Raw genomic sequence first — 26,695 nt, 5'->3', positions numbered from 1 at the left:
TTATTCGACGGTGATCTCATCCACGGCGATCCAGGCGACTTGTCCTGCTTTGGGCATACTAGCGGGAACTTTGCCCACATTCCGGGTGATTATCCGCACAAACCGACATGTCACCGGCTCCAGGGTGAGGGTTTGGCGGATAATTGCCTGTTGGCCTCGTTCGGTCGGATCAAGCGGCACAGTTTGAACGGTTTGAAACGCCTGTCCATCCTCCGAAACCGCAACCTCGACTGACCGGGGAAGCAGGATATTGCCAGCGGTTGCGCGCACCAGGCCAATCGTTATTTTCTGAACGCGAAGCAGTTCGCCCAGGTCAATTATTGCGTTCAAATCAGCCGTTTTGATGCGAGCAACACCCTGCATTTCCTGTAGATAGCCCACGGTAGTCCCGTATTGGCCATCAACCCACAGGGCCGGTTCCGCATCTTTGGGTACCGAAATTGCCGTTGCCAGCCGAACGGTTTTTCCGGTTGCTTTCGATACAACAAACCCCCACCGCTGCACTGCTCCAATCACCTTACCGTCTTTTACCGCAACCGCTTTTACCATCGCCGACTGCGGTAATCGTAACGGTTGGTCGTACCGGGTCGATTGGGCCGTTGGTTCCGAGCCATCCGTCGTATAGCGGACTTCGGCTGTTTTTTCATTTACGCTCAGTCTAACCTGCAAACTACCGTCTGGCTGGGGCGATGATTCAGCCACCACGTTGTAATAAGCCCGGGAATAGGCCGTATTGAGGTAATCCAAACGCTCAAACAACGTCGGCAAACGCTGCGCAAAATCGGGCCAGCTTCTTTGCTCCTGCGGTGTCCAGGCAATTTCGGCAACGGCAGCCGCCCGTGGCCAGGCCATGTATTCAACTGCTTCGGGCGTCTTCAAATATTCCGTCCACACATTCGCCTGAACACCAATGATTCGGTTTTGTGCGCTCAAAGGTAGGTCTGCGGGCGTGGGATTGTAGGAATACGTTTTCTCCAGGGGCGTCAGTCGGCCAAACGCCAGTGGTTCCTGCGCCCGGTCGCCCTGGTAATGATCGAGGTAGACGTAATCGCCGGGCGTCATGATGACATCGTGCCCCAGCCGGGCTGCTTTCAAACCACCTTCAACGCCCCGCCAGCTCATCACCGTAGCACTCGGCGAAACCCGGATCGGCGGTCCACTTCCGTCCATGATTTCGTCCCAGCCAATGATTTTCCACCCTTTTGTGTTTACCCATTTATCCAGTCGGGCCGTGAAATAGCTTTGTAACTGATTCTCATTTTTAAGTTTCAATTTCCGGATCAGGTTCTGACAAAACGGACTCTGCTTCCACGCCACCTTCGGGCTCTCGTCTCCACCGATATGAATGTAGGGGCCGGGAAACAACGCCATCACTTCCGTCAGCACATCCTGCAAAAAAGTAAAGGTCTTGTCGTAGGGGCACAGAATATCGTTAAAAATCCCCCATTTCGTCGCCGTTTCGTACGGACCAGCCGAACAGCCAAACTCCGGATAAGCCGCTAAAATAGCCAGTGCGTGGCCTGGTGTTTCTATTTCAGGAATAATAGTTACATATTTGGATTTGGCATACGCAACTACTTCCCGCACTTCATCCTGGGTATAAAAACCGCCATACGGCTGTCCGTCAAACTGTTGCGGATCAGATTCATAGTAATGACCGATCAGGGTTTCCTTCCGGCGGCTTCCGACCTGGGTTAGTTTCGGGTATTTTTTGATTTCGATCCGCCAGCCCTGGTCGTCGGTCAGGTGCCAGTGAAAAGTATTGAACTTGTGAAGTGCCAGCAGATCAATGTATTTTTTAATAAACGCAACTGGAAAAAAATGCCGCGCCACATCCAGATGCAATCCCCGGTAGCGATACCGCGGCTTGTCTTCGATCCGGCAGGCTGGCATGGACCAGACGACGGAAGCCGTCGGCGTGGTCGAACCCAGAATAGCGGGCGGCAACAGTTGATAAATGGATTGAATGGCGTAAAAAAAACCGGCCAGACCAGCCGCTTCAATCGTTACAACACGGGGCGTCACGTCAAGCCGGTACCCTTCTTTACCCAGGCTGGCATCGTCAACAGTTCTGAAAACCAGGACGTCACGGTCCGGTTGAGCGACTGCGCGCTCCTGAACACCGACGACAAAACCGCTAACGGCACGAAGCTGGCCCGCAAACGTTTCTGCCAGCCTTCGTAGTTCAGCGTTGGCTGACGGGGTCTGTATCCGGGTCGAATTGGTAAAGCGAAATCGGCCTTCGCGGGCTTCAAGATGAGCAGGTTTGGGCACCACCGAATAGGTGTTTGCCGACTGACTCAACCCCGAGACTGACACGAAAAAACCCAACCAAAGACAGGCAATCCTAAACATGAACAAGTATTGTTGAGTTGTTTAAGTTTCTATTGTATCAAAAACACATCGAACGTGCTACAGGCATTTCTGATTACAGGTTTACTTTTTCTGACGCTTACAGGCGGTTGCTGCCAGACCGTCACCCAGAAATATGACATCGAAATTGCCGGTTTCAGCATCGGCTCGATGACCGTCGCTCAGATTACCAGCCCGACAGCCGTGACTTACGATCAGAACAGCGACGTTGAGTTTTGGTTCTTTGGAAAAATAAAAATCTCCTATAAAACCATTTCCCGCTTTGACCTAGCCACCCGCCAGTTGTTGCGTTCCGACATTGATGCTACCACCAACCGGGGCAATTATCGTTCGGATGTGGTCTGGCAGAAGGATCATTACGACATCAATGTGAAACAGTATAAATATGAACGCAAAGCGACGGAAACGGCACCCATTGACTTTACGGCCATGCAATTGTACTACGAAGAGCCAACGGGCCGCACCCGGGTTTTTGCGGAATATTTTGGCGATTATGCCACCATTGAACGGACAAAAAAAGGTAGCTACCGGATGCGGATTAACGATCGGGAAGACGAATACTTTTATGAAAAAGGTAAGCTGGTAAAAATAATAAAGAAAAACCCGATCAAGAATTTCACCATACGGTTAGCAGAACAATGACCGATTCGCTGAGCTTTCTACGGCTGCGCCAGCAGTTATTCATCACAATACCGTCAGCATAACACCTTGTCCGGCCTGTTTTCAGCGCCATTTGCCAGACTCGTCTGTGTTCTAAATTTTCGTATTACAGGATGATAAAGTGCGCGCTGATGCCAGACGTATGGACGATTTCTTCCGTACCTTTGGAGCTTATAAACTGACAGATTCTTAACCAAAACAACCAATCCGGCTACGGCGGCTCGTTTACCTACGGCAAACAGGCAGTATACAGCTTACACACATATTCCAGCGGTGAGTTATTCGGGATTATGGCTGCTCACGTAGAAAATAGCCCAAACCGTAAAGCCAATCAATTAGTCAACAAACCCAACTGTATGAAAATTAGTCAGACAACACCGTCCGTTTGTCGGTTCCTGCTGCTGGCCCTTGCAACGGTTTTGGCAGGTCCGTTGCTGGCGCAACCGGCCATTAACAAAGCCGATTCGCTGTACATCGTCCAGAATTATACCAAGATGGAACGGATGATCCCCATGCGCGACGGGGTAAAATTGTTTACGTCGATTTACGTTCCCAAGAACACCGCGCAGAAATACCCGATTATGTTCGATCGGACGCCTTATAGCGTGGCACCTTACGGCGAAGACAAGTACAAAACGTCGCTGGGCCCATCGATGGCGTTTGCCAAAGACGGCTATATTATTGTTTATCAGGACGTCCGTGGACGCTGGATGTCGGAAGGTGAGTTTGTAGCCGTTCGGCCGCATAATCCTAACAAGAAGAAAAAAACCGATGTCGACGAAAGTTCGGATACCTACGACTCTATCGAATGGCTGATTAAGAACGTCCCAAACAACAATGGAAAAGTGGGCACCTGGGGGATTTCGGCCCCCGGTTTTTATACCACCATGACGGCAATCGATGCCCATCCCGCCCTGAAAGCGGTTTCGCCCCAGGCTCCCGTCACCGACTGGTACATGGGCGACGACCGGCACCATAACGGCGCGTTTTTTCTGATGGGTACGTTTTCCTTTTTGTCGTCTTACGGCAAGCCCCGGCCCGTTCCGACGTCCAAGCCCTCGCCCGGTTTTTCGGCTTTTGGCACACCCGATTCGTACCAATTTTACAAGAGTGTTGGCGCGCTTTCAAAGATCAACGAACGGTTTTTCAACAACGAAAACAAAGTCTGGCAGGAGATGATCGACCACCCGAACTACGATGAATTCTGGCAGGCCCGAACGCCCGTGCCGCACCTGAAAAACATCAAACCGGCGGTGATGACCGTGGGTGGCTGGTTCGATCAGGAGGATTTGTACGGCCCGCTGAAGACGTACGCAGGGATTGAAAGTAAAAATCCGAAGACCAAAAACATTCTGGTAATGGGCCCCTGGATTCACGGTGGCTGGGCACGCAGCAATGGCGATGCACTCGGCAACATCACGTTTGGGTCCAAAACCGCCCCTTATTACCGGGAGAAAATCGAACTGGCTTTTTTCAATCATCACCTGAAAGACGCTCCCGATCCACAACTGCCGGAAGCCTCGATTTTCCTGACGGGTGCCAACGAGTGGAAACAATACAGCCAGTGGCCACCCAAGGAGTCGGAGGAGCAATCTATTTACCTGCATAGCAACGGCAAACTGTCGTTCGAAGCTCCCAAAGAAACCGAGTCGGTGTTTGACGAGTACCTCAGCGACCCGAAAAAGCCGGTACCGTACACCAACGAAGTCCGGATCATCCGGGGCAGTGATTTCATGTATGAAGATCAGCGCTTTGCCGCCACACGGCCCGATGTGCTGGTGTATGAATCGGAACCACTGACCGAGGACGTCACTATCACCGGCAACGTCATGGCGAATCTGTTTGTGTCGACCACCGGTACAGATGCCGATTTTGTGGTGAAACTAATCGATGTCTATCCCGACACCTCGCGGGCTGTCAGCCCGATTCCAACGACAAAAATGGCCGGTTTTCAGTTGATGGTCCGGGGTGAAGTGATGCGGGCCAAATTCCGGAACAGCTTCTCCAAACCCGAGCCAATCAAACCGGGCGAGGTCACGGAAGTAAAGTTTGACATGCAGGACGCGGCCCATACCTTTAAGAAAGGCCACAAAATGATGGTGCAGGTGCAAAGCTCCTGGTTTCCGCTGGTGGATCGCAACCCGCAGAAGTTCATGAACATCTACGATGCCACCGAAGCCGATTACCAGAAAGCCACTCACCGGGTTTATTTCTCAACCAAAAAACCGTCGCACATCAAGGTACGGGTGTTGAACAAAGGGATTTAGTCGACGTTCAAACCGTACGCCGGTCGTCGGGGAAATGGAATCCCGGCGACCGGCTTTTTCATTGGTCAATAAAAGAGTAGACTGACCAATCGTTTAACCGGCTCTGCAGCCAACCGTTTAACCGGTTTTGCAGGCCGAATTGACTTCTAAAACCGTAGGCGATAAACCCCAACTGGCCTTTCTTTTGAGTATTCAAGGCCTATATTTGCGTTTTTAATCCTAACCCTAAAAACCGTTAGCATTTTCTATGAAACATGCGTTCATTGCCCTTCTCTGCATGCTCCCGGGCTTGTTAGCCGCTCAGCAAAGCGCCGGCATCGTCAAATCCGAGTTTATTTACGAACAGGCTCCATTCCCCTCCTGCCATGCTTCCACCCTGGCCGAAACCCCCAACGGTATTGTAGCGGCCTGGTTTGGCGGCACCCACGAAAACCATCCTGACGTTGGCATCTGGGTCAGTCGACGGGATAAAAAGGGCTGGACAACACCCGTCGAAGTGGCCAACGGGCTTCAGTCCGATGGTAGCCGCCACCCAACCTGGAATCCGGTTCTGTTTCAGATGCCCAAAGGGCCGCTGCTGTTGTTTTATAAAGTGGGTCCGAGTCCATCGACCTGGTGGGGAATGAAAATGACGTCGTCCGACGGCGGGAAAACCTGGTCAAAGCCCGAACGGCTGCCCAACGACATAGTGGGCCCAATCAAAAACAAACCCGTTCTTCTGGCATCGGGAACCCTGCTCAGCCCGTCGAGCAGCGAAGACAATGGCTGGCGGTTGCACATGGAAAGCAGTGCGGATGGTGGCAAAACCTGGCAGAAAACCCCGGCACTCAACGATGGCAAAGCGTTTAGCGCAATCCAGCCCAGCGTATTGTTCCACCCAGACGGACGGCTGCAATTGCTTTGCCGGAGCAAAAATAAATATGTTCTGGAAGCCTGGTCGGATGATCAGGGTAAGACCTGGTCGGCCTTAAAAGCAACGGAGTTGCCCAATCCCAATTCTGGCACCGACGCGGTGACGCTCCGCGACGGGCGGCAGGTGCTGGTATACAACCACACGCCAAAAGGACGTTCTCCGCTCAACGTGGCCTTCTCGCCCGACGGAAAGAACTGGCAGGCGGCTGTAGTCCTCGAAAACGAACCCGGTGGAGAGTTCTCTTATCCGGCCGTGATTCAGACCCGCGACGGATTGGTGCACTTTACGTACACGCATCACCGGAAAAAAATTAAATACGTCGTGGTTGATCCGGCTAAACTGAAACTGACGGAAATAAAAAACGGGCAATGGCCTAACCCATAACCCGTTCCACAAAGCAAAATGGAGGTCCTCAGCGCATTCTTTGCTGCTGGATCTCCATTTTAAGGCGTTCAATTTCCTGATTCTGACTATCAGACTTGAAGTAATAATACAGCCCTGCTATTAAAAAGATTTTGGATAGCACAAAGACAACAAAGAAAGCAATCCGCCAGAGTTTATGAACCCGAATAAATGAATCGCTGACTTCAACTTCGAGGTAATCCGATTTATCGTTTTTCGCTTCTTTTTTGGTGTGGTTTTTATCTTTTTTATCGCGTTTTAGTAGATCTTTTCCAGTCGTCCGCGCCTGAATCAAATCCCAGGTACCCGGCGGTGGCGGCACGGCACTGTCCAGGCAATATTGTTCAATTACAATTTCAAGGTCATCCAGCGCCGAAGAAACCTCTGGATAAAGAATCTTCATTTGTTGCACCTCCTGCTCCTCTTCTTCGGAGGACAGGCCCAACAAATAGGATTCTAAAACTCCACTGTTAATGTATTGACGAATATCCAACTTAATAAATGATTACGATCGACGAAATAAATGAATGAACTCCCGAACGGCTTTCAGTATCTCCGGTTTGGCAATCCCGAACTGTTCCGAAATTGCGTCAAATGAATATCCCTGACGAAAGGATAAGTCAAATAGAAACTCAGGAGAATAACCACCTGCCGACGAAACGGGTTCCGCAATGGCGGCTCCCCGATCGTTCGTTTTCCGCTTGAGTTCAAGCGCTTTGGCACGGGCCAGCCGAATTATGACAATAGCGGGGCTGATCGACGAATTTGCCGAAGAAGGTAATTGAGCAGACGTAAAAACGTCCAGCAGGGCTTCCTGTGCCAGCTGCGTCTGGGGTAAAATCTGCAAAATAATCCCGTAAGCCATTGCTCCGAAACGGTCGTACAAAGCCCGTTGATCAGAAGGGGTGCGAAGGTTCCAGTGGGAAGCATTCCCTGCCGATCGTTCCAATTCATTCATGCCATACTAAATTAGTGAAACTATTTGTGTTAACCTTATGGGCTAAAACAAACCTATATAACATCACCAGGATCCCATATAGCGTTCGCTTTTCGTTTCCAACTAAGTGACAATGTCTATGCCAAATGGTTAGTAAATATATTAAAATTCTACAATTCCGCACAGAATTACCGAACGGTAAAAATAAAACCGCCCGGACCGTTTCTTGAAAAAATACCCCACACCATTTCGACTTCGGTTGTAACCCGTGCGTTCCGCTCAATTTTCCGTATCTTTGCGCTTGATTTCAAATCCAGCAATGCCGTGAGTTACAAAGAATACAAGAACCTGAATTATGCCAAGGTTGCGGATGACGTATTAGTCTTCTGGAAAGCTAATCGCGTTTTTGAGCAATCGGTCGACACGCGCGAGGGCAAACCAACCTTTACTTTTTACGAAGGGCCACCTTCAGCAAACGGAAAACCGGGTATTCACCACGTGATGGCTCGGGCTATCAAGGATATTTTCTGCCGGTATAAAACCCTGCAGGGGTTTCAGGTCAAACGGAAAGGAGGATGGGATACGCACGGTTTGCCCATCGAACTACAGGTCGAAAAAGAATTGGGCATCACCAAAGACCACATCGGCAAACCCGAATCAGAGGGCGGAATCAGCATTGAAGACTACAACCAGAAATGCCGCGAAGCCGTGATGAAATTCACGGACCTCTGGAACGAGCTCACCGAAAAAATGGGCTACTGGGTCGATCTCGACAATCCGTATATCACCTATCAAAATGAATACATCGAATCCATCTGGTACCTGCTGAAAGAGCTTTACAAGAAGGATTTGCTTTATAAAGGATACACGATTCAGCCCTACTCGCCCAAGGCCGGAACGGGCTTGTCGTCGCACGAGTTGAACATGCCCGGAACGTACAAGGACGTGAAGGACACGACCATCGTGGCGATGTTCAAGACCAAGTCCTCGGACAAAACTTTACAGGTATTTGGCGACTTGTCAGGGTCACAACCTTACATTCTGGCCTGGACGACTACGCCCTGGACCCTACCCGCCAACTCGGCGCTGACCGTCGGGAAAGACATTGAGTATGTGCTGGTGCAGACCTTCAACCCGTATACCTACGAACCCGTGCACGTGGTTCTGGCCAAAGCCCTGGTGGGCCGCTGGTTCAATGAAAAAGGCAAAGACGGTGATTTTGAAGGCTATGCCGCATCGGACAAAAAGCTTCTGCCCTGGTCAATCGTGAGTGAGTTCAAAGGTGCAGAACTGGCCGGAATCGAATACGAGCAGCTTCTCCCCTACATCCAGCCCGACGCCCCGGCGTTCCGCGTGATCCTGGGCGATTTCGTTACGACCGAAGACGGTACGGGCGTGGTGCATACTGCACCAACGTTCGGGGCTGATGACTTTCGGGTTGCCCAGCAGAACGGAATTCCGCCCATCATGGTGAAGGACGAAAATGGGAAAGAAGTGCCGATTGTTGATAAACAAGGACGGTTTGTCAAAGAGATTGGTGAGTTCGGTGGCCGGTACGTGAAGGAGCAATACTATTCGGATGAAGAGCAGGAGGCTCCCGAGTTCAAGCCCACTGACGTGCTGATTGCTATCAAATTGAAAAGCGAAGGCAAGGCGTTTCACGTTGAAAAATACGAGCACCCTTACCCACACTGCTGGCGAACCGACAAACCGGTGCTGTATTACCCGCTCGATAGCTGGTTTATCCGCACCACCGCCGTGAAGGACAAACTGGTTGAGTTGAACAAAACCATCAACTGGAACCCCGAAAGCACGGGAACCGGACGGTTTGGCAACTGGCTCGAAAACCTGGTCGACTGGAACCTCAGCCGCAGCCGGTTCTGGGGTACGCCCCTGCCGATCTGGCGGAATGACGCGGGCGAAGAAGTTTGCATCGGTTCTGTTGCTGAACTGCAGGCAGGTGTTGAAAAAGCCCTCGAAAGCGGCATACTGTCCGACGAGCAAAAAGCCAAAAACGAAGCGTACCTGCAAAAACTGGCGTCGGAAAACTACGATCTGCACCGGCCTTTCGTCGATGAATTGTACCTGGTTTCTGAGTCTGGCAAGGTGCTGCAACGCGAACCGGACCTGATTGATGTGTGGTTCGATTCCGGTGCCATGCCGTACGCACAATGGCATTATCCGTTCGAGAACAAAGCGGTTTTTGACCAAGCTTACCCGGCGGACTTCATCTCCGAAGGCGTTGACCAGACACGGGGTTGGTTCTTCACACTCCACGCGATTTCGGGTATGCTGGGCACGCTGGATGGTAAAACCGATTCGTCGATTGCCTTTAAAAATGTCGTTTCGACGGGTCTGGTACTCGATAAAAACGGCAATAAAATGTCGAAGCGGCTGGGCAACGCCGTTGATCCGTTTACAACGCTGGAAACGTACGGTGCCGATGCCACCCGCTGGTACATGATTACCAACGCCGAGCCCTGGGATAACCTGAAATTTAACATTGACGGTATTGCCGAGGTGCAGCGACGGTTTTTCGGAACGCTCTACAATACATACTCGTTCTTCGCGCTGTACGCCAACCTCGATCAGTTCGATTTCGACGGGGTGCGAACCATTCCGGTTGAGCAACGCCCGGAACTGGACCGCTGGATTCTGTCGAAATTACAATCGCTGGTATTGGAGGTGGAACAACAGTTTGAAAACTATAATCCAACCAAAGCCGGTCGGGCCATTCAGGATTTTGTCAACGACCAATTATCAAACTGGTACGTTCGTCTTTCGCGTCGCCGGTTCTGGACCGGTTCGGCCCAGGGCAGTTCGATAGACGATAAACGGGCGGCTTACGAAACACTGCACGAATGTTTGACAACGGTTTCAAAACTGATGTCACCGATCGCACCCTTCTTTGCCGACTGGCTGTACCGCAACCTGACAAAAGAAAAGGAATTGTCGGTGCACCTGGTGTCGTTCCCGCAAGCGGAACAGCGGCTGATCGACAGCGATCTGGAAACGTCCATGCAACTCGGGCAAGAAATTTCTTCGCTGGTCCACTCGCTGCGGAAAGGGCATAAAATTAAAGTTCGTCAGCCCCTGACAAAGGTGCTGATTCCGGTTCTGAACGAAACGACCCGGCGCCAGATCGAACACGTTTCGCCCATCATTCAGTCGGAAGTAAACGTAAAAACCGTTGAGTTTATCGACGATGCGTCCGGCATTTTGAAGAAAAAAATCAAGCCAAATTTCAAAACGCTGGGCCCAAAATTCGGTCCGATGATGAAGGATGTAGCCACCACGATCAACACCATGAACGAGGAGGATATCCGGAAGTTGGAAGCTGCCGGAAGTCTGCAATTGGCCATTGGCGAGATTACGCTGGCTGACGTTGAAATCCGAACCGAAGACGTACCGGGCTGGATTGTTGCTAGTCAGAATGGGTTAACCGTGGCGTTGGATGTTACCATCACGCCCGAGTTGCGGCAGGAAGGTATCGCCCGCGATTTCATCAACCGCATCCAGAACCTGCGCAAAGACCAGGACTTCGGCGTAACGGATAAAATCCGGATCGAACTGGAACAAGGCAGCAACGACACCTCGAACGAAGTACTGACCAGCGCGATCGAAACCCACAAGGACTACATCTGCCAGGAAGTACAGGCGCTCTCGCTCGAGCTGGTTAAGGACCTCAACGGCAACGCCACCGAAATCGAGATGGACGAGTTCCGACTTCGTCTGAAAGTGGCCGTCGCTTAAAGAAAAAGCCCCGGATTTCGTCCGGGGCTTTTTCTTTTATCAATACGTTTTTGACAAACTGCAATAAACCAGCGACTTAATGGCGTTCAGAAAGCGAATCCGTAGCTCCTTATTCTGCTAGCTTTCAGCGAAATTCACCGCCGAACGTCCAGACAAGAAAACGCTGTAAAAAAGATGGTGAATGTCCTTCGCACAGTCCATTCACCCCTTCATTCACCATCTTGTAATTCTAACAGAAACTAAATCGTATTGTTTAAAATATGTTTATCTGGCAATTAATATATTGACAGAATAAAGCCGCCAGGCCAGCGCGTGAAGAATAATCGTGTCGAACAGCGGGACGGTTTTGTATCCGGGCCGTACCAGCAACGGTATTTCGGTACAACCCAGAATACACCATTCGCTTCAGCTGGTCAGATGCTCAATACCGGCTCCGGACTTCACCAGGATCATCGTTGGCAAACAACTACGCTTCGCCCTTTTCAACTCTTTGGTTGTGACCCCGGTACTAATCAACCGAATCGTTTCCTACATCATCCCCCGATGATGCCAACGGTTTTCATACTGCTTCTTTTATCAGTCAGTGATTGATCAGGGCAAATCCCCACAACACCACAAAGAGCAGCGTTGATAGAGCCAACTGGCCCAGCCGTGGGTTGAGTTCCCCGGGTTTTTGATGATTCGCCACCGCCCGGCCATTCAGTACAAACAGCGGAAAAGCCAGCAAATACAGCCAGCTCAACCAGCTGAAACCGGTGGCCAGCGTGTATACAACTGCGCACAACATGCCTCCCAGTAGCAGCAGCCAATGGTAACGAATGGCCCGCTGACGTCCGAGCCGCACCGGAATGGAGTTTTTACCGGTTTTGGCATCGGTTTCAATGTCGCGAATATTGTTGATATTCAGGACTCCCGTAGCCAGCAAACCAACACTGGTGGCTGGCAGGAGCAGGCTGGGATCAAACGACAAAGTATGCAGAAAGTAAGTCCCCAGAACACCTACCCAACCGAAGAAAAGCAGCACGGCAATGTCGCCAAAACCGCTGTAACCGTAAGGGCGCTTGCCGTTTGTGTAGGCAATGGCAGCTCCGATACACAGGAAACCCAGGCCCAGAAAAATCCAGAAAACCTGTGCTGATGCGCTTTTCAGCGCTTCGACCAGCAGCCAAATGCCCGAAATAAGCGACAGCACGGCCGTGACGACGATCCCGCGAAACATGGCTTCTTTGGTGATCATCCCCGTAGCAACCGCCCGACGCGGCCCAACCCGCTCGGCGGTGTCCTTGCCCGACACCGCATCACCGTAGTCATTGGCAAAATTGGAGAGAATTTGCAGAAAAATGGTGGTGAGCGACGCCAGAACAGCGATCTTCCAGCTAAACTGACCCACTGATGAAGCCAGAAAGCTTCCCAGAATAATGCTGGCCAGCGCCAGCGGTAATGTACGCGGCCGGGCAGCCGCAAGCCAACTTTTCATAGTGATGAGTGATGAGTTAAGAGCCAAGAGTTCACTAACGCATTAAACCCTTACCCCTTAACTCATAATTCTTACCTCTTAAATGCCGACAGCTTTTTTGAATTCTTCGTCGGTAGGCAACACTTTAGAAGCGAAAAAGTGCGTTAGTTCGCCTTTTTCGTTGATCACGTACTTGCAGAAGTTCCAGGTTGGTACTTTGTCGTTCCAGCCGTTGGCAGACTTGTCAGACAGCCATTTGTACAACGGAGCCTGGCTTTCGCCGATTACATCAACCTTTTCAAACATCGGAAAAGAAACACCGTAGTTCTTTTTGCAGAACTCGGCAATCTCGGCGTTCGAGCCGGGGTCCTGGCTTTTGAAATTGTTGGATGGAAAACCCAACACAACGACTTTATCGCCGTGTTCCTTGTAGAACGTTTCCCAGTCGGCAAACTGCTTCGTAAAGCCACATTTGGACGCCGTGTTCAGGATCACGACTTTTTTGCCCCGGTATTGTTTCAGGGGAACGGTTTTTCCTTCGATGGAATTAACGGTAAAATCGTACAGCGATTTTGTCGGCGCAGCAGCGGAAGCCGGACGAACGGCCACCTCGCTTTTGTCGCTCAGCAGAAAATTGATAACGGTTTTTACAGACATAAAGCTGGATAAGGTTACAGCCACAATACCAACGGTTACTACAAGCAGTAGCTTTTTCATGTGAGTTGACGGTTTACATTTTTGTTGGCACTTCGATTCCTAATAACGCCATTGCTTTTCGGATGGTTTCAGCAACGGCTTTTGACAACGCAACCCGGAATTTTAACGTATCCGCATTGGGTTCCGACAGGATCGACAACTCCCCGTAAAACTGGTTATACGCCTTGGCCAGTTCGAACGCATACTGGGCCAGGTACGAGGGTGCATAATCGGTGCCTGCTTCGGAAAGCCGCTGCGTAAACTCCGTCAGCAAATATACAAGTTGTTGCTCGCTATCAGCCAGTTCGACCGAAACTAATTCGCCCGCCGGATTCACTCCCAACTGCTCGGCTTTGCGCAAGATGGAACAGATCCGGGCGTGGGTGTACTGAATGAACGGACCGGTATGTCCCTGAAAGTCGATCGACTCTTCCGGATTAAACGTCATCCGTTTTTTCGGGTCCACTTTCAGCAGGTAATATTTCAACGCGCCCATCGCCAGGACGTGGTACAGATGAGTCGCTTCCTCGCTTTCGAAATCGTCGATTTTGCCCAGCTCCCGCGTACGGTTTCGGGCCGTTTCTACCATTTCGGCAATCAGATCGTCAGCATCCACAACCGTGCCTTCCCGCGACTTCATCTTCCCGCTCGGTAAGTCCACCATCCCGTACGAAAGGTGAAACAACCCGTCGGCGTACGAGCGGCCCAACCGGCGCAAAATGGCAAACAAAACCGCAAAATGGTAATCCTGCTCGTTGCCCACGACCCAGATCGCGCGCTGAATCGGAAAGTCCTGAAACTTCAAATCCGTGGTTCCCAGGTCCTGCGTGATGTACACCGACGTTCCGTCCGACCGCAGCACCAGCTTCTGATCAAGTCCTTCGTCGGCCAGATCGATCCAAACGGAGCCGTCTTCCTTCCGGTAGAAAACGTTTTTCTGCAAACCGTCGTCGATCACATCCTTGCCCAATACATACGTCTCAGACTCGTAATAAGTTTTATCGAACCGAACGCCAATCTGAAAATAGGTGTCGGCAAAGCCTTCGTACACCCAGGCATTCATCTTCTCCCAGAGCGCCACGGTTTCGGGATCACCCTGCTCCCATTTCCGCAGCATTTCCTGCACTTTCAGCAACAGGGGCGCTTTTTTCTCGGCTTCCTCCTTCGGCAGTCCCTCCTCAATCAGTTCTTCGATTTGCTGCTTGTAGGCTTTGTCAAACCAGACGTAGTATTTACCGATCAGGTGGTCGCCCTTCATTCCTGTCGACTCGGGCGTTTCACTGTTGCCAAACTCCTGGTACGCCAGCATCGACTTACAGATGTGAATACCCCGGTCGTTGACCAGACAGGCTTTTACGACATCGTAGCCGTTAGCCTGCAAAATCCGGCTGACCGAATCGCCCAGAAAATTATTGCGCAAGTGGCCCAGGTGCAACGGTTTGTTCGTATTGGGCGACGAAAATTCGACCATTACCGATTCATGGCGGGCGGGCAATTGACCCCAGTTCGGATTGGTCAGAATACCCTTTAATTGATCCAGCCAGACCGAATCGGCAATGCTCAGATTCAGAAACCCCTGAACCACGTTGAATTTGCTGATTAGCTGGGTATTTTCCTGTAGATACGTCCCAATCGCCCGCCCGATTTCGACCGGCGGTTTTCGGGTTGTTTTGGTTAACGGGAAAGTAACGAAGGTATACAATCCCTCAAATTCTTTCTTGGTCGGTTGTAGTAAAACGGTTTCAACGGACACATCGTAAAGCGAGCTGATGGCTTGCCCAATGGCCTGTTTGAGTTGTGCCTGAATATCCATTCAATATGACGGTAAGTTCCCCGGATCGGCGTAAAATACCTTGCTGATCTGGCTACAAAACTACGGCAAAAAATTACTTTCCGAACCGTATTCCGGTGCGGTTTTCGCATCTTCTCTACGGGATGACAAAAAACTTTGGTGCAGCGCCAGCGTTTTCGCCTAAACTTTCGTCTATGGCATCGGTGATAGTATCAAAGCATATCCGTAAATTTCACTAAATCCGTGATCCTATGCGACCCTTTACCCGACCTCTGCTGCTCGTAATCTTCTACGGGCTCCTCAACGGCTGCAACTCTAAACGCACCGAAGAAGTCAAGCAACAAACCGATTGCCGTATTCAGAAGATTGTTATGACCACTCAATCGACGACTTCTAATACGAACCAAGAAACCAATTTCCAATACAATTCCAACGGCGACCTGACGCAGAAATCGTACGTCAAAACCCAGACGTATGACACGGGAGCCGGTAATCAGCACTATACGGTCACCGACACCTATACTTACAACACAGACGGTTTTCTGACCAATTCGAAAATGACGGCCGTGGAACGTACCACCCTGCCGAGTAATGTCGTCAATACCGTGGAACGCTCCTCAACAACCACCTACGTGTATACCAGCAACCGGTTGACAAGCTACCAGACCAGAGACCAGAGCGGGTATGGCACAACCACACTCAGCGCCACGGTTTTGACTTATGACGACAAGGGAGAGCTGGCGACCAAAACCCAGACAAACACGTACGAGTTTGGTCAGAATCCACCCCAAAATCCGAGCGGTTCCGGGGGCGATCAACGGATCTGGACGTATAAAAATCAGTTGCTAGTGGATTACGTTGAAAAATCCGGCGGAACGGAGACCCGACCCCTAACGCTGCAAGACGGTTTGGTTACCAAAATGATTCTTTCGGGCCGTTACAGGCAGCAAAATACCTACGATAGCCAAAGAAGGCAGACCAAAACGGAGGAATACTTCAACGACAAACAAACCGGTTATTTTACGCGGGCCTGGAGCGATGCCAAACCTGCCACCAGCACGCTTCCGGTTTTTAAAGGCCACCCGGTTGTGCAGCCTGAATTTGGCGCGGAAGGCGTAATGACCCAGTACGACCCCTACGCCATCAACGCCCAAACGAACGCTGTTCAGCACACGTCAAGTAGTACCCGCGTACCCAAGTTGAATGCGCAGGGACTCATTGAGAGCGCAACCGGCGAACACCGGAATCTGCTTCCGAGTGCGGTGCCGCAACGAAGCACACTCACGGAAAGCTATACGTATACCAACTGTCAATAACTCCCTGACAAAGCACGGATTAGTCGAGTTGATTGAAGGCTGTCGACGCGGAAAAGAAGCAGCTCTAAAGGCGTTTTATGAACGGTTTTATGGCTATGCTTTGTCGGTATGCCTGGCCTATGCGGATGACCGCGAAGACGCCCGCGAAATGCTGAATGACGGTTTTCTGAAAGTTTTTCGCAGCCTGAATGAGTTGAAAAACCCGGAAGCGGTCCTGCCCTGGCTTCGCCGGATTATGGTCAATACGGCCATTGATTACTACCGAAAAAAGACCAAAAAAGGAATCGAAATTTCGGCCGAAACCGTTGCGAACCAACTGGAAGAACCCTACCAGAACGACGAAGCCATCCTGGCGCAATTGTCGGCTGAGCATATTCTGGCCGTTCTGCACCGATTACCGGCGGCTTACCGCATCATTTTTAGTTTGTATGTGCTGGAAGGCTACTCCCACCGCGAAATTGCCGACCAACTCAATCTGGCAGAAAGCACATCGCGCGCCCACCTGGCCGAAGCCAACCGCCTGCTTCGTCTGGCCCTGAACACCCAAACCACCACCCGCCGTGAACGATCCAAACGATGACTTGCTGCACACGTGGGTCCGGCAAACACTGGACCCCTACCGCCCGGCTTATGATCCGGATGATTGGAACCGCCTGCGCCAGACGCTGCGACGGCAGCGTTTTAAGAGGTGGACCCGTGCATTGCTCCTCTTTTTGCTGGTCGGGGGGGTGGCGGCCTGGTGGTTGTGGCCTTCCAGGGCAAACAAAACCCGGCCGTTGGCGGTCAAAAACCTTCCTTCTCAGACCATTGGAGCACAACCTGAAAAACAGACGATTTCTTTAGAAGAACCGTTGAAAACCAGTAGCTCCAATCCATTTAAAAAAGCCATCCGTCGGCTCCACCAAACCGTTGACGCCAGCCCCGACGGGCTTTCTTCCCCCGCTTTTGAAGCGGCCACAATCCCGTTGCGATTTTCCCGGCAAACCGGCGCGCGGTTGCAGCCGCCGGTTATTCCACCAATTCGGGTTTTCTCACCGCAGGAAACCGTCCTTCGCCGGCAACTGCTGGATCAGGCATTTGGCCCCGATTCTACATCGTACCAAACCCTGACCCGAAACATAACGCGCTGGCCCCATTCGGTGCTGGTCTGCGATTTTACGTCCAGCATGCATCCCTACAGCACGCAGGTTTTCGCCTGGATGCAGCAACATGCGCATTCGCCGGCGCTCCAGGGTATGGTTTTCTTCACCGACTGCGATAGTCTGGGCCAGGAAACCCGCGCGGGTGGTCCAGCGGGTCGGATGTTTATTACGTCCGAGCGTGAGCCGATCAACGCCCTGCCGGTTTTGCTCGATGCCGCCCAAAACACCGCCAACAACTCCGACGAAGCCGAAAACGACGTTGAAGCTCTGTTAATAGCCCAAAAACGCTTCCCGACGGCGCAGCACCTCATTCTGCTGGCCGATATGGATAATCCGGTAAAAGATATGTACCGACTCGATCAGGTGCAGAAACCGGTCCACATTATTCTTTGTGGCCGCGACTGGGATAGCACCCAGGCTTTTCACCCCGATTACTATACCATAGCCCGCCGAACCAACGGCACCATTCATACCCTCAAAGACGATATCGACCTCGCCCATTTACAGCCCGGCACCCGGCTTCGGATAGGGCCGTACCAGTACCGCTACCACCGCGGAAAAGGACGATTTGTGCTCAACCGTTCCCGCCAGCGACCCGGGCGGGTACGGCACTGATTCTGATGGATAAGTAAACCCCTTCGGCATTGCACATTCTCAAGGGATTGTGTACCTTTAATCAGTACTTAAGCACAATGTTGATGATCAAACGTCTCGCGATCGGGATTTGGAGTTGCCTACTCCTCGCATTCGTTCCTGCCTGGGCACAGTTTGAACCTTCTGTCCGGGTGGAATTACCCATTAGCCATAATTCGGAGGAGTTTTTCGACGTGACAACACTCGGCGAACGGGGCATTCTGGTGAACGTTCGGCAAAACGATTACTACTCATCGGCCCCCAACCGATTTACATTCAAACGGTACGATACCGACCTCAAACTACTCTGGTCGACGGAGTATCGGATTGAAGCTTATTACGAGCCGGTGCACTCCTTCCGGACGGAGCATTACCTCTACTGGCTGATGAAGGAAAGCGGTAACGAAAAAGTGGCGGTTTTGCGGGTAAATCTGGAAGATGGTGCTACGGAAACGTACAAGGGCAACCTGGTCACTCCGATGGACATTTTCTACTTCCGCGTGCTCGACAACATTGCTTATTTCGGCGGCTATTACCGCTCCCGCCCGGTGGTTGTCTCGTTTTCTTTTTTCGACCAGACATCCAAGGTACTACCCGGTTTGTATACCAACCACATTCAGCTCAATAACATCGAAGTGGACGAGCAACGGCGGCTCGTTCATGTCATGACCGACGCAACGCACCAACGCAATTGTGAATTTACGGTTCGCACGTATTCTTACGATGGGAAACTCCTGCGGACCGTTAGTATGGACGGCAACGAGCACAGTCTCATTTCGGGCAAACTGCTGCCCCTCAACGACGACGAATCACTGCTGGTCGGTAACTATTCCAACGACTGTACTCCATACTCCCAAGGCGTATACATCACGCGCATCCGAAATACAGCGGCCCCGGTTGGAACCGATCAGGAAGGCAACAACATGGCCATCACGCCCGTGGAAGAAACCCGCTACATTGACTTTTCGGAGCTTCAGAATTTTTTCAAATACATGAAACCCCGACGTCAGCAGAAAATGCTGGAACGGCTTGCCCGCCGGAAAGACCAGGGGAAAGACACCAAGTTTCGGTACCGCCTGCTGGTGCATGAACTGGTGCCAACGGACGACGGGCTGATGATGGTTGCCGAAGTGTACTACCCCCAGTACCGGGGCAGTGCCTATCCGTATCCGGGCGGCACCCGCTCCTTCGACCGGAATCAGGAAGGGTACCGCTACACGCACGCTTTCCTGTGCGGTTTTGACAAAAACGGGAAACTCCTGTGGGATAACTCACTCCCGATCACCGACCTGACCAGCTACGACCTGCATCAGATGGTGCAGGTATTGCGCTACGGCAACGCAACGGTACTGGCCTATCCGCACGATGGCGAAATCAACGCTGAAGTAATTGAAGGCGGTAAAGTAGTGCGCGAACGGGAGAAATATTCGCTAAAAGAACTGGGTGGTAACGAAAAAGTAGTTTACTCGGAAAACGACCAATTGGAAGCCTGGTTCGACGGCCATTTTCTGGCCTGCGGTTTTCAGAAAATTTCTTCGGGCACCCTGGCCCCACCGCGCGAGGTATTTTACATGAATAAAGTCACCTGTAACCTCAACCCAACCCCCAGCAATCCATCAAGTCGGTCGGACCTCCCGGAGCGATCTACCCGAAAAACTTCCGGATCAAAACAATGATGAGGTTGAGCAAAATACTGACCACGATGCACGTTACTACCGGAAAGTAAAAACCGCCGTTTTTGCCTTCGATACGAATATCGCCCGGCAACCGGCCCAGCCAGGTTAGCTTGTCACCGAAGAAATAAACGACAATACCGGCCAGCAGCACCACGGCGCCTATTCCCATCAAATATTTTCCGATACCTGGATTCATACGCAACAACCCTAATGCTTCTAGTGTATAACGCAGCAACGGTCAATCCGGTACCGGATTGACCGTTGTCTGGACGCTTATTTTTTTAACCCAAACCCGGCAAAGGGTGCTTTGGCATCATCGAGCACCAAGACCCAATCCGTTGTTGGCCCAGCGACGGGCGGTCTGAACTCCTGAGGTGCCGTATTTGGAAACTCTCCGATTTTCTGGCTTTTCCCATCGCGGGGATTATACCAATAGGCCAGAATTTTGGGTGCAGCCGTCAGCCGGACCAGGTCAACTTTTAAGGGAGTTCCGTTGGGCGTGTAGGCAAACAGGAAGTTGTCGTCTTCCGAAATAGCGGCTACCTGGTGGTTGCCATTATCGGGATTAGTCCCCTGAATCAAGCGCTCGTCGGGCATCAGGCGCGTCCAGGGGTGGGATTCATACAACCGACGCATAAGACCCATCTGCGTTGCTCCCGGGTGATCAAGCGCTATTTTCCAATGGGTACGCGCGGCCGAAATCGGCGGATTGCGATCCAGATCGTAAAACTGCCAGATGTTGTGGTTGCCATACGTATGCCCGCAGCCACCCGACAGCATAGCCCACCAGGCGGCCTGCCGAACGTCGAAATCACCAAAATACCCCTTTTCTGGCTTCCAGTCTATCGGATGATCTTCGTAACGCGGTTCGCCATCCAGCGTCGGTTTCGGCGGAAACATGGCATAATTTTGCCGTTGCATGACGTAATTCTTTCCGTCCTTCACCGAGTGCCCCGACTGGTACATATTGATATTTAACCACTTGTCGCTGTGAAAGAACCCCGCCGAATTGCTATCGCCCTGCGGGTGATACGTCATCAGCTTGGTGCCGCCATCGCCTTTTTTTATGCCTTCGGCCATTGCCCGAATCACCGCCAGGCGTTGTTCGCCCTCCGGATTGCGGTCGCCCCCCAGAATCCAGATAACCGGTTTGCCCCGGTACCGTTTCCCGATGTACTCGCCGTAGGTCCGGGCGTTGGCAGTATTGAAAATTTCCGGCCCTTTGCCCCATTTCTTATTGAATTTGTCGCCCCAGGTGGGCAGCAACCCCACCACAAGCCCCAGTGCAGCGGCCCGGTTTACCACCCAGTCGACGTGCTGAAAATAGGCTTCATTGGGCTTGGTCGGGTCGTTATTGACCAGGGGAACCTGTCCATACTGATTCGGCTGCGTCAGACCGTCCAGCTCTGCCAGCACAACGGCCTGAATCACCGTAAAACCCTTGGCGGCCCGGTTTTTCAGGTACAGCTCGGCTTCTTCTTTTGTCAGGCGGTGGAACAACTCCCAGGCGGTATCACCCAGCCAGAAAAACGGTTTTCCATCGCCCCGCATGATGTACCGCTTGTCGGGGATAATGTAAAGTTTGGAAAGCGCAACAGTTTCTTTGGATACGGGAGCGGGTTTCTGGGCATGGGCAAACGGAGCAAGCAGCAGAAGGGCGACCCAAATGATAAGCGCCAACTTCCGCTTGGGAGGTAGCAATAAGCTAATCAGTGGCCATTTTAAAAGGGTCCACCTCTTTTTTACCAAATTTATTCCGTGGTCAATAACTACCTTCATTGTCATGAACTGAGATCCCATACAAACTAACATTTGAATGAAATCTAAGACGGTTTGCTTATAATTCAAACACCTTTCCAAAAACTTGCCGTACTTTTGCGGCTTGTTAAGACTATGACACCGACTCCGCGCGATATTGTTGCCGAACTTCGGCAGGGAAAACTGATTCGACTGGCCGACGAAACGGGGGTTTCGCTGGCCTGTGATCCCAACCACGGGGAAGCCGTTCAGCACTTGCTGGATGTCCGGAAAGACCTGGTTCCAACCCCGTTGCCCACGATTCTGATTGCCGACAGCGGGCAATTAAACCTGTATGTCCGGCCTATTCCGGATGTGGCCTGGGATTTGATTGATTTTGCGGAAAAGCCCCTGACGGTTTTGCTCTCCAACGGCGTCAATCTGCCCGATGCCTTCCGCGCCCAGGTTCCGGTGCGCAAAACGTTGAGTGAATCCGTTCGGAAGCTCATCGGAGCGTTTGGCCGGGGCATCCTGACGCTACCGTTCGAAACGGTCGATTGGCCGGTGGGGCTATCCAAACCGTTGGTCTCGTGGGGCGAATTGCCCGCAACCATCCAACTTCCCCGCGTTATGGAACTGGGTTCCAAAGGAGAAGTTGCCTTTTTAAGAAAGTAATGAACCGTATCGCAGTCGCCGACCATCCCGGGCACGATTCGTTATCCGTTCGTTCTATGAATTTTACTGAAACCTTACATACCAATCCCATTTTTGAAGTGATCGCCCGGCAGGCGGCTGCGCTGAACGTGAGCGCCTACGTCATCGGCGGTTTTGTACGGGATTTGATTCTGAAACGTCCGTCCAAAGACATTGACATTGTCTGCATTGGCAGTGGCATCGAACTGGCCGAAGCCGTTGGTCGGGAATTGAAGGTCCCGGTTACGGTCTTCAAGAGTTTTGGTACCGCCATGCTTCGCTCCGGAACCGCAACGCCCCTGGCCGAAACCGACGACGCCGAAAGCTGGGAAGTTGAGTTTGTGGGCGCCCGGAAAGAATCCTACCGCTCCGAATCCCGAAAACCGATTGTGGAAGACGGCACCCTCGAAGACGATCAGAACCGCCGGGATTTCACCATCAACGCGATGGGTATCAGTCTGAATAAAGTCGATTTCGGGCAGATTCTCGATCCGTTTGGTGGTCTGGATGATCTACGGCGCAAAACCATTCGGACACCACTTGATCCAACGATTACCTTTTCCGACGATCCGCTTCGCATGATGCGGGCCATCCGGTTTGCTTCGCAACTGGGCTTTGATATTGAACCGGATACGTTCAATGCCATTGCCGACATGAAAGACCGGATTTCGATTGTTTCGCGGGAACGGATTACCGATGAGCTCAATAAAATCGTTCTTTCCCAAAAACCGTCTTACGGTTTTAAGCTCCTCTTCCACGCGGGTTTACTCGATCTGATTTTTCCGGAACTGGTGGCTCTGAAAGGCGTTGAAACCATTGAAGGAAAGGGACATAAGGATAATTTTTACCACACCTTACAGGTCCTCGACAATGTGGCCGAGCGTTCCGATGATCTCTGGCTCCGGTGGGCGGCCTTGCTACACGATATTGCCAAACCAGCCACCAAACGCTTCGATCCCCGCGTCGGCTGGACGTTTCACGGCCACGAAGATTTGGGGGCCAAGCAGGTTCCGGGTATTTTCCGCCAGATGAAGCTGCCCCTGAACGAAAAGATGCGGTTTGTCAAGAAACTGGTTCGGTTGCACCTGCGTCCTATTGCGCTGGTCAAAGAACAGATTACGGACTCGGCCCTCCGGCGGCTGCTGATTGAAGCGGGCGATGATCTGGAGGCTTTAATGCAGCTGTGCCGCGCCGATATTACGTCGAAAAATTACGACCGGGTCCGGAAACACCTGACCAATTTTGATAAGGTGGAACGGAAACTGCGCGAGCTCGACGAGCGGGATAAACTCCGTAACTTCCAGCCTGTTATTACCGGTGAGTTGATTATGGAAACTTTTGGCTTAAAACCGTCGAAGGAAGTTGGCCTGATCAAAACCGCTGTTCGTGAGGCCATCCTGGAAGGGACCGTCGTCAATACACTTGAAGCCGGTATTCCGTTCATGATTGAAGAAGGCCGAAAAATGGGCCTGACACCCGTTAAAGAACCCGAAATTTATCGCGAACCGCAGCCGGAAACCCCGGGAGAACCATCGTCCGAATCACTGCATTGACAACCTATAAAACCATCTATACTTCAGATTTCAATGGACAAGAACAACTTCCGGCGCTTTTTTGGTGCCACCCTGACCATTCTGGGCATCATCGTCATTCTATTTTCCTGTGTGGGCTTTCTATCGGATGCAAAACCAATTTTAGGAATGAGCATTACGAAATGGGAATCACTGGCTCCCTTTATTGTTGGGCTGGTTTTTTTAGGCTCGGGTGTTAGCCTGATCAACAATTCCTAGCCGCAACCGCAATAAACGTTTTAACGTATAGCCCTATTTTACGAGGACAACATACCCCGAAATGGGGCAATCCATCCACAACAATTGAGCAATAAATTGCTAGAATTCAAATAGTTACATACTGGTACAGCATTTGGTAAATGGTAAAATGTAAACTTGATGTTTAACCATTAATCAAATACCTGTATGGCATCGTTCACGGATCAGTTAGCGAAATTTTTTGGGACGAAGGACACGGATACCTCACTGCGTGAATTATTCATCAGCGAATTGAAAGGTATATATTACGCCGAAAAGCAAATTGAGAACGCGTTACCCGATATGGCCGATGCGGCCACTACGGATGTTGTCAGGGACGCATTTCGGCAACACCTCGCCGAAACACAAAATCAAATCAACCGACTGGAGCAGATTTTCCAACACATTGGTGTAGAAGCCGATGAAAAGATCTGTCATGCCGTTGATGGTCTGGTCGACGACGGCGAAGTTGTAATTAGTGATACCGACTCGGGGTCACTCACCCGCGATGCCGGTCTGATCATTGCCGGACAAAAGGTAGAGCACCACGAAATAGCGGCCTATGGCTCGTTGCATTCACTGGCCCGGTTACTGGGTTATCACGAAGCGGCCCGGTTGATCGAACAAACGCTCGACGAAGAGAAAAATACCGATAAAAAGCTAACCGAAATTGCGGAATCGTTCATCAATGAACGTTCAAAAATGGAATCGGACAACGACGATGATACGGATCGCAACAGCATCCGAAATCAAATGAGGGATACCGTTCGGGACGGCGATTACGGCCAAACCAGGGAGTCATTCCAAAGCGGCAGTAGCTATTCCGGGGTTACCGGAACCGGCACGGAGGAAAACGTAGGTGCTGATGCCTGGCGAAGCGAAGAAGCCAATCAGACAAACCGCAACTGGCGGTCGGATGATGACGATCAGCCCCGCTCTACGAACAACCCGTACCGGGGAACAACCGACCCAACTGCGGGCGGCCCCAGTGGAATCTAACAAAGAAAGTTCAATCGGTTATAACGGGCATGCCTCTTTTTGGGTGTGTCCGTTTTTACTTTTTCAGTAGACTTACCCCAATCTGACAAGACAGGCACTTTTTAGTCAAGCAGTACTGCTTATACAATTCAATAGAAGCCTGCGAGTCAAAAGCCGTCCGAATTGGCACCCTCAATTGCCGCCAGATCCGGGTTATACGGTTATTTTCGGCGGGCAATTGCTCCAGTATGGCCACGGCTTGCTCCCGGTATTCCAGGCGGTCTTTGTAGTGAGCATAAGCTATTTGCAGCGGTAAAACAGCGTTGATGATCAATGTTTCGGCGGCTCCCTGTCCCATCGTGGCCAACGCCTGATCCGACGGTTTTCCGAACCGATAGTGTCCTTCCCAATATGAAGATGGAGTCAGCAGGAAATGCTGAAATAAGGTTTCGCTTTGGTCGGCTCCTATCAACAGTGAAAACAGACTTCCTTTAAATGTCAATAGTTTGGCCAATTGCGCCAGCCGAAGTGTCGGAAAGTTGGCCGGACGCAGCTTAGCCCATTTCCAGCTGTGAAAAGGTAGCTGCTTCTCCATCAACTGGTACTTGGCCGCCAGAAAACGATATTCCCGTTGCAAGGCTACTTCGTACTCATCCGGTTCATTATTGTTCAAAAAACCGCCCGTTCCGAACAACAGCGCTTCCAGCTGGAAAAGATTATCGCGGTGTTTTAGCAACAATTTTAACGGTAACTGCCGACTCAACTGGCCAAATGGCTCGGCATTGATTTGAAATCCAAAAGCCGTTGCCAATACTTGATACGTGGTTTCTTCCCAGTCCTGCCCAGCTCGATGGAATACCTGCATCACATCATCGGCTTTTCGCTCCATGCGGTGCAACAGCACTTTATCAAACATGGCCATCCGGTGCAACGGCTCGACCTCCGCAATCTGTCCGGCACATGGAATCAGCTCCGAATCCGCGATCAAAGCTCGATAACGATCTATCAGTTGAAAATCCACGCGGTCGCTCAGGCAAAGAGTCGGGATCACCGAACCGTCAGAACGCTCAAGGACAATGATTTCTTTTTCCCAGACCAGATGCAGGATCACATTGTCGTACGCCCGATCATGTTGATGGCGGTGGAGCAGCCAATCAGCAGCCCGGACGTGTGCTTCGACCGTTCCAACCCATTCAACCGCCCCGATCACCAGCCGCGCCTGGGTAAAATCGGGTCCGGCATCCAGGTTTCGATAACCCGGATGAATCACCCGGATCGCTTCGCCATCCGTTGTCCGCAGCTCAGTATTTTGAAAATACTGAAACTGCCAGACAAAATAAATGAAGTCTTCGGCCACCAAATGAGGTAAGAATTAAGAGGTATAAGAGATGACTCAGGTATTCGCCAACGGATCGTCGACTACATCTTTGAAGAAGAAACCCGTAAAAAGTCACACTCCCAAC

General features: G+C 51.4%; 21 protein-coding genes. 12 read left to right on the top strand and 9 right to left on the bottom strand.

Going from position 1 to position 26,695, the window contains the following annotated elements:
• Entirely contained in the window at positions 1 to 2,355 is a 2,355-nt protein-coding gene (locus ACYVH9_RS06760) for a glycoside hydrolase family 20 protein (RefSeq protein ID WP_460635536.1), read from the bottom strand.
• A gap of 54 nt (positions 2,356 to 2,409) precedes the next feature.
• Between ACYVH9_RS06760 and ACYVH9_RS06755 the strand changes: the two genes are divergently transcribed.
• The 3 genes from ACYVH9_RS06755 to ACYVH9_RS06745 all read left to right on the top strand — a co-directional run bounded on the left by ACYVH9_RS06755 (position 2,410) and on the right by ACYVH9_RS06745 (position 6,597).
• Positions 2,410 to 3,015, top strand: a complete 606-nt coding sequence (locus tag ACYVH9_RS06755; RefSeq protein ID WP_460635535.1) for a DUF6134 family protein — start codon at positions 2,410 to 2,412, stop codon at positions 3,013 to 3,015.
• 374 nt (positions 3,016 to 3,389) lie between these two features.
• Positions 3,390 to 5,300 (top strand): CocE/NonD family hydrolase, encoded by a 1,911-nt coding sequence (locus ACYVH9_RS06750; RefSeq protein WP_460635534.1) that lies wholly within the window; start codon positions 3,390 to 3,392, stop codon positions 5,298 to 5,300.
• Between the two features lie 247 nt (positions 5,301 to 5,547).
• The gene (locus tag ACYVH9_RS06745) at positions 5,548 to 6,597 is read left to right on the top strand and encodes a sialidase family protein (RefSeq protein WP_460635533.1); all 1,050 of its coding nucleotides are present in this window, start codon (positions 5,548 to 5,550) and stop codon (positions 6,595 to 6,597) included.
• 28 nt (positions 6,598 to 6,625) lie between these two features.
• Here the strand turns inward: ACYVH9_RS06745 and ACYVH9_RS06740 are convergent, their stop codons facing one another.
• Complete coding sequence (locus tag ACYVH9_RS06740) at positions 6,626 to 7,108, bottom strand: hypothetical protein (RefSeq protein ID WP_460635532.1); 483 nt, start codon at positions 7,106 to 7,108, stop codon at positions 6,626 to 6,628.
• 12 nt (positions 7,109 to 7,120) lie between these two features.
• Positions 7,121 to 7,573: a hypothetical protein gene (locus ACYVH9_RS06735; protein ID WP_460635531.1), complete on the bottom strand. Its 453-nt coding sequence runs from the start codon at positions 7,571 to 7,573 to the stop codon at positions 7,121 to 7,123.
• Positions 7,574 to 7,876: 303 nt separating this feature from the next.
• Here ACYVH9_RS06735 and ileS point away from each other — a divergent pair, with 303 nt between their 5' ends.
• A complete protein-coding gene (gene ileS / locus ACYVH9_RS06730) occupies positions 7,877 to 11,305 on the top strand; it encodes an isoleucine--tRNA ligase (RefSeq protein ID WP_460635530.1) in 3,429 nt (1,142 codons plus the stop codon).
• A 580-nt stretch (positions 11,306 to 11,885) separates the two neighbouring features.
• On the opposite strand, the gene ACYVH9_RS06725 is transcribed toward ileS, so the two are convergent.
• The 3 genes from ACYVH9_RS06725 to argS form a co-directional block, all read right to left on the bottom strand.
• On the bottom strand, positions 11,886 to 12,782 hold the full coding sequence (locus tag ACYVH9_RS06725) for a 1,4-dihydroxy-2-naphthoate polyprenyltransferase (protein ID WP_460635529.1): 897 nt from the start codon (positions 12,780 to 12,782) through the stop codon (positions 11,886 to 11,888).
• Positions 12,783 to 12,860: 78 nt separating this feature from the next.
• Positions 12,861 to 13,478, bottom strand: a complete 618-nt coding sequence (locus ACYVH9_RS06720; RefSeq protein ID WP_460635528.1) for a glutathione peroxidase — start codon at positions 13,476 to 13,478, stop codon at positions 12,861 to 12,863.
• Positions 13,479 to 13,491: 13 nt separating this feature from the next.
• A complete protein-coding gene (gene argS / locus ACYVH9_RS06715) occupies positions 13,492 to 15,270 on the bottom strand; it encodes an arginine--tRNA ligase (RefSeq protein WP_460635527.1) in 1,779 nt (592 codons plus the stop codon).
• Between the two features lie 230 nt (positions 15,271 to 15,500).
• Between argS and ACYVH9_RS06710 the strand changes: the two genes are divergently transcribed.
• From ACYVH9_RS06710 to ACYVH9_RS06695, 4 genes are all read left to right on the top strand, one after another.
• Positions 15,501 to 16,565: a hypothetical protein gene (locus tag ACYVH9_RS06710; protein WP_460635526.1), complete on the top strand. Its 1,065-nt coding sequence runs from the start codon at positions 15,501 to 15,503 to the stop codon at positions 16,563 to 16,565.
• 28 nt (positions 16,566 to 16,593) lie between these two features.
• Positions 16,594 to 17,145, top strand: coding sequence for an RNA polymerase sigma factor (locus tag ACYVH9_RS06705; protein WP_460635525.1), 552 nt, complete (start codon positions 16,594 to 16,596; stop codon positions 17,143 to 17,145).
• On the top strand, positions 17,126 to 18,322 hold the full coding sequence (locus tag ACYVH9_RS06700; protein WP_460635524.1) for a hypothetical protein: 1,197 nt from the start codon (positions 17,126 to 17,128) through the stop codon (positions 18,320 to 18,322). Before ACYVH9_RS06705 ends, ACYVH9_RS06700 begins: the two co-directional genes overlap by 20 nt.
• Before the next feature lie 83 nt (positions 18,323 to 18,405).
• Positions 18,406 to 20,016 (top strand): hypothetical protein, encoded by a 1,611-nt coding sequence (locus ACYVH9_RS06695; protein ID WP_460635523.1) that lies wholly within the window; start codon positions 18,406 to 18,408, stop codon positions 20,014 to 20,016.
• On the opposite strand, the gene ACYVH9_RS06690 is transcribed toward ACYVH9_RS06695, so the two are convergent.
• The gene (locus tag ACYVH9_RS06690) at positions 19,985 to 20,212 is read right to left on the bottom strand and encodes a DUF2905 domain-containing protein (protein ID WP_460635522.1); all 228 of its coding nucleotides are present in this window, start codon (positions 20,210 to 20,212) and stop codon (positions 19,985 to 19,987) included. The genes ACYVH9_RS06695 and ACYVH9_RS06690 overlap by 32 nt on opposite strands.
• Before the next feature lie 77 nt (positions 20,213 to 20,289).
• Positions 20,290 to 21,696 carry a glycoside hydrolase family 140 protein gene (locus ACYVH9_RS06685; RefSeq protein ID WP_460635521.1) on the bottom strand — a complete coding sequence of 469 codons (1,407 nt, stop codon included), beginning with the start codon at positions 21,694 to 21,696 and terminating at the stop codon, positions 20,290 to 20,292.
• A gap of 213 nt (positions 21,697 to 21,909) precedes the next feature.
• On the opposite strand from ACYVH9_RS06685, the gene ACYVH9_RS06680 reads away from it, so the two are divergent.
• The 4 genes from ACYVH9_RS06680 (at position 21,910) to ACYVH9_RS06665 (ending at position 25,253) form a co-directional block, all read left to right on the top strand.
• Positions 21,910 to 22,428, top strand: coding sequence for an L-threonylcarbamoyladenylate synthase (locus ACYVH9_RS06680; protein ID WP_460635520.1), 519 nt, complete (start codon positions 21,910 to 21,912; stop codon positions 22,426 to 22,428).
• Between the two features lie 56 nt (positions 22,429 to 22,484).
• The gene (locus tag ACYVH9_RS06675; RefSeq protein ID WP_460635519.1) at positions 22,485 to 23,999 is read left to right on the top strand and encodes a CCA tRNA nucleotidyltransferase; all 1,515 of its coding nucleotides are present in this window, start codon (positions 22,485 to 22,487) and stop codon (positions 23,997 to 23,999) included.
• A 33-nt stretch (positions 24,000 to 24,032) separates the two neighbouring features.
• Positions 24,033 to 24,236 carry a hypothetical protein gene (locus ACYVH9_RS06670; RefSeq protein WP_460635518.1) on the top strand — a complete coding sequence of 68 codons (204 nt, stop codon included), beginning with the start codon at positions 24,033 to 24,035 and terminating at the stop codon, positions 24,234 to 24,236.
• A 186-nt stretch (positions 24,237 to 24,422) separates the two neighbouring features.
• On the top strand, positions 24,423 to 25,253 hold the full coding sequence (locus ACYVH9_RS06665; RefSeq protein WP_460635517.1) for a YciE/YciF ferroxidase family protein: 831 nt from the start codon (positions 24,423 to 24,425) through the stop codon (positions 25,251 to 25,253).
• Between the two features lie 55 nt (positions 25,254 to 25,308).
• Here ACYVH9_RS06665 and ACYVH9_RS06660 read toward each other — a convergent pair whose 3' ends face one another.
• A complete protein-coding gene (locus tag ACYVH9_RS06660) occupies positions 25,309 to 26,589 on the bottom strand; it encodes a DUF2851 family protein (RefSeq protein ID WP_460635516.1) in 1,281 nt (426 codons plus the stop codon).
• Positions 26,590 to 26,695: the final 106 nt, after the last annotated feature.

It is taken from the genome of Larkinella harenae (genome assembly GCF_054780515.1).
Note: the sequence above shows the minus strand (reverse complement) of the source record. Positions and strands in the feature narration are given on the sequence as shown.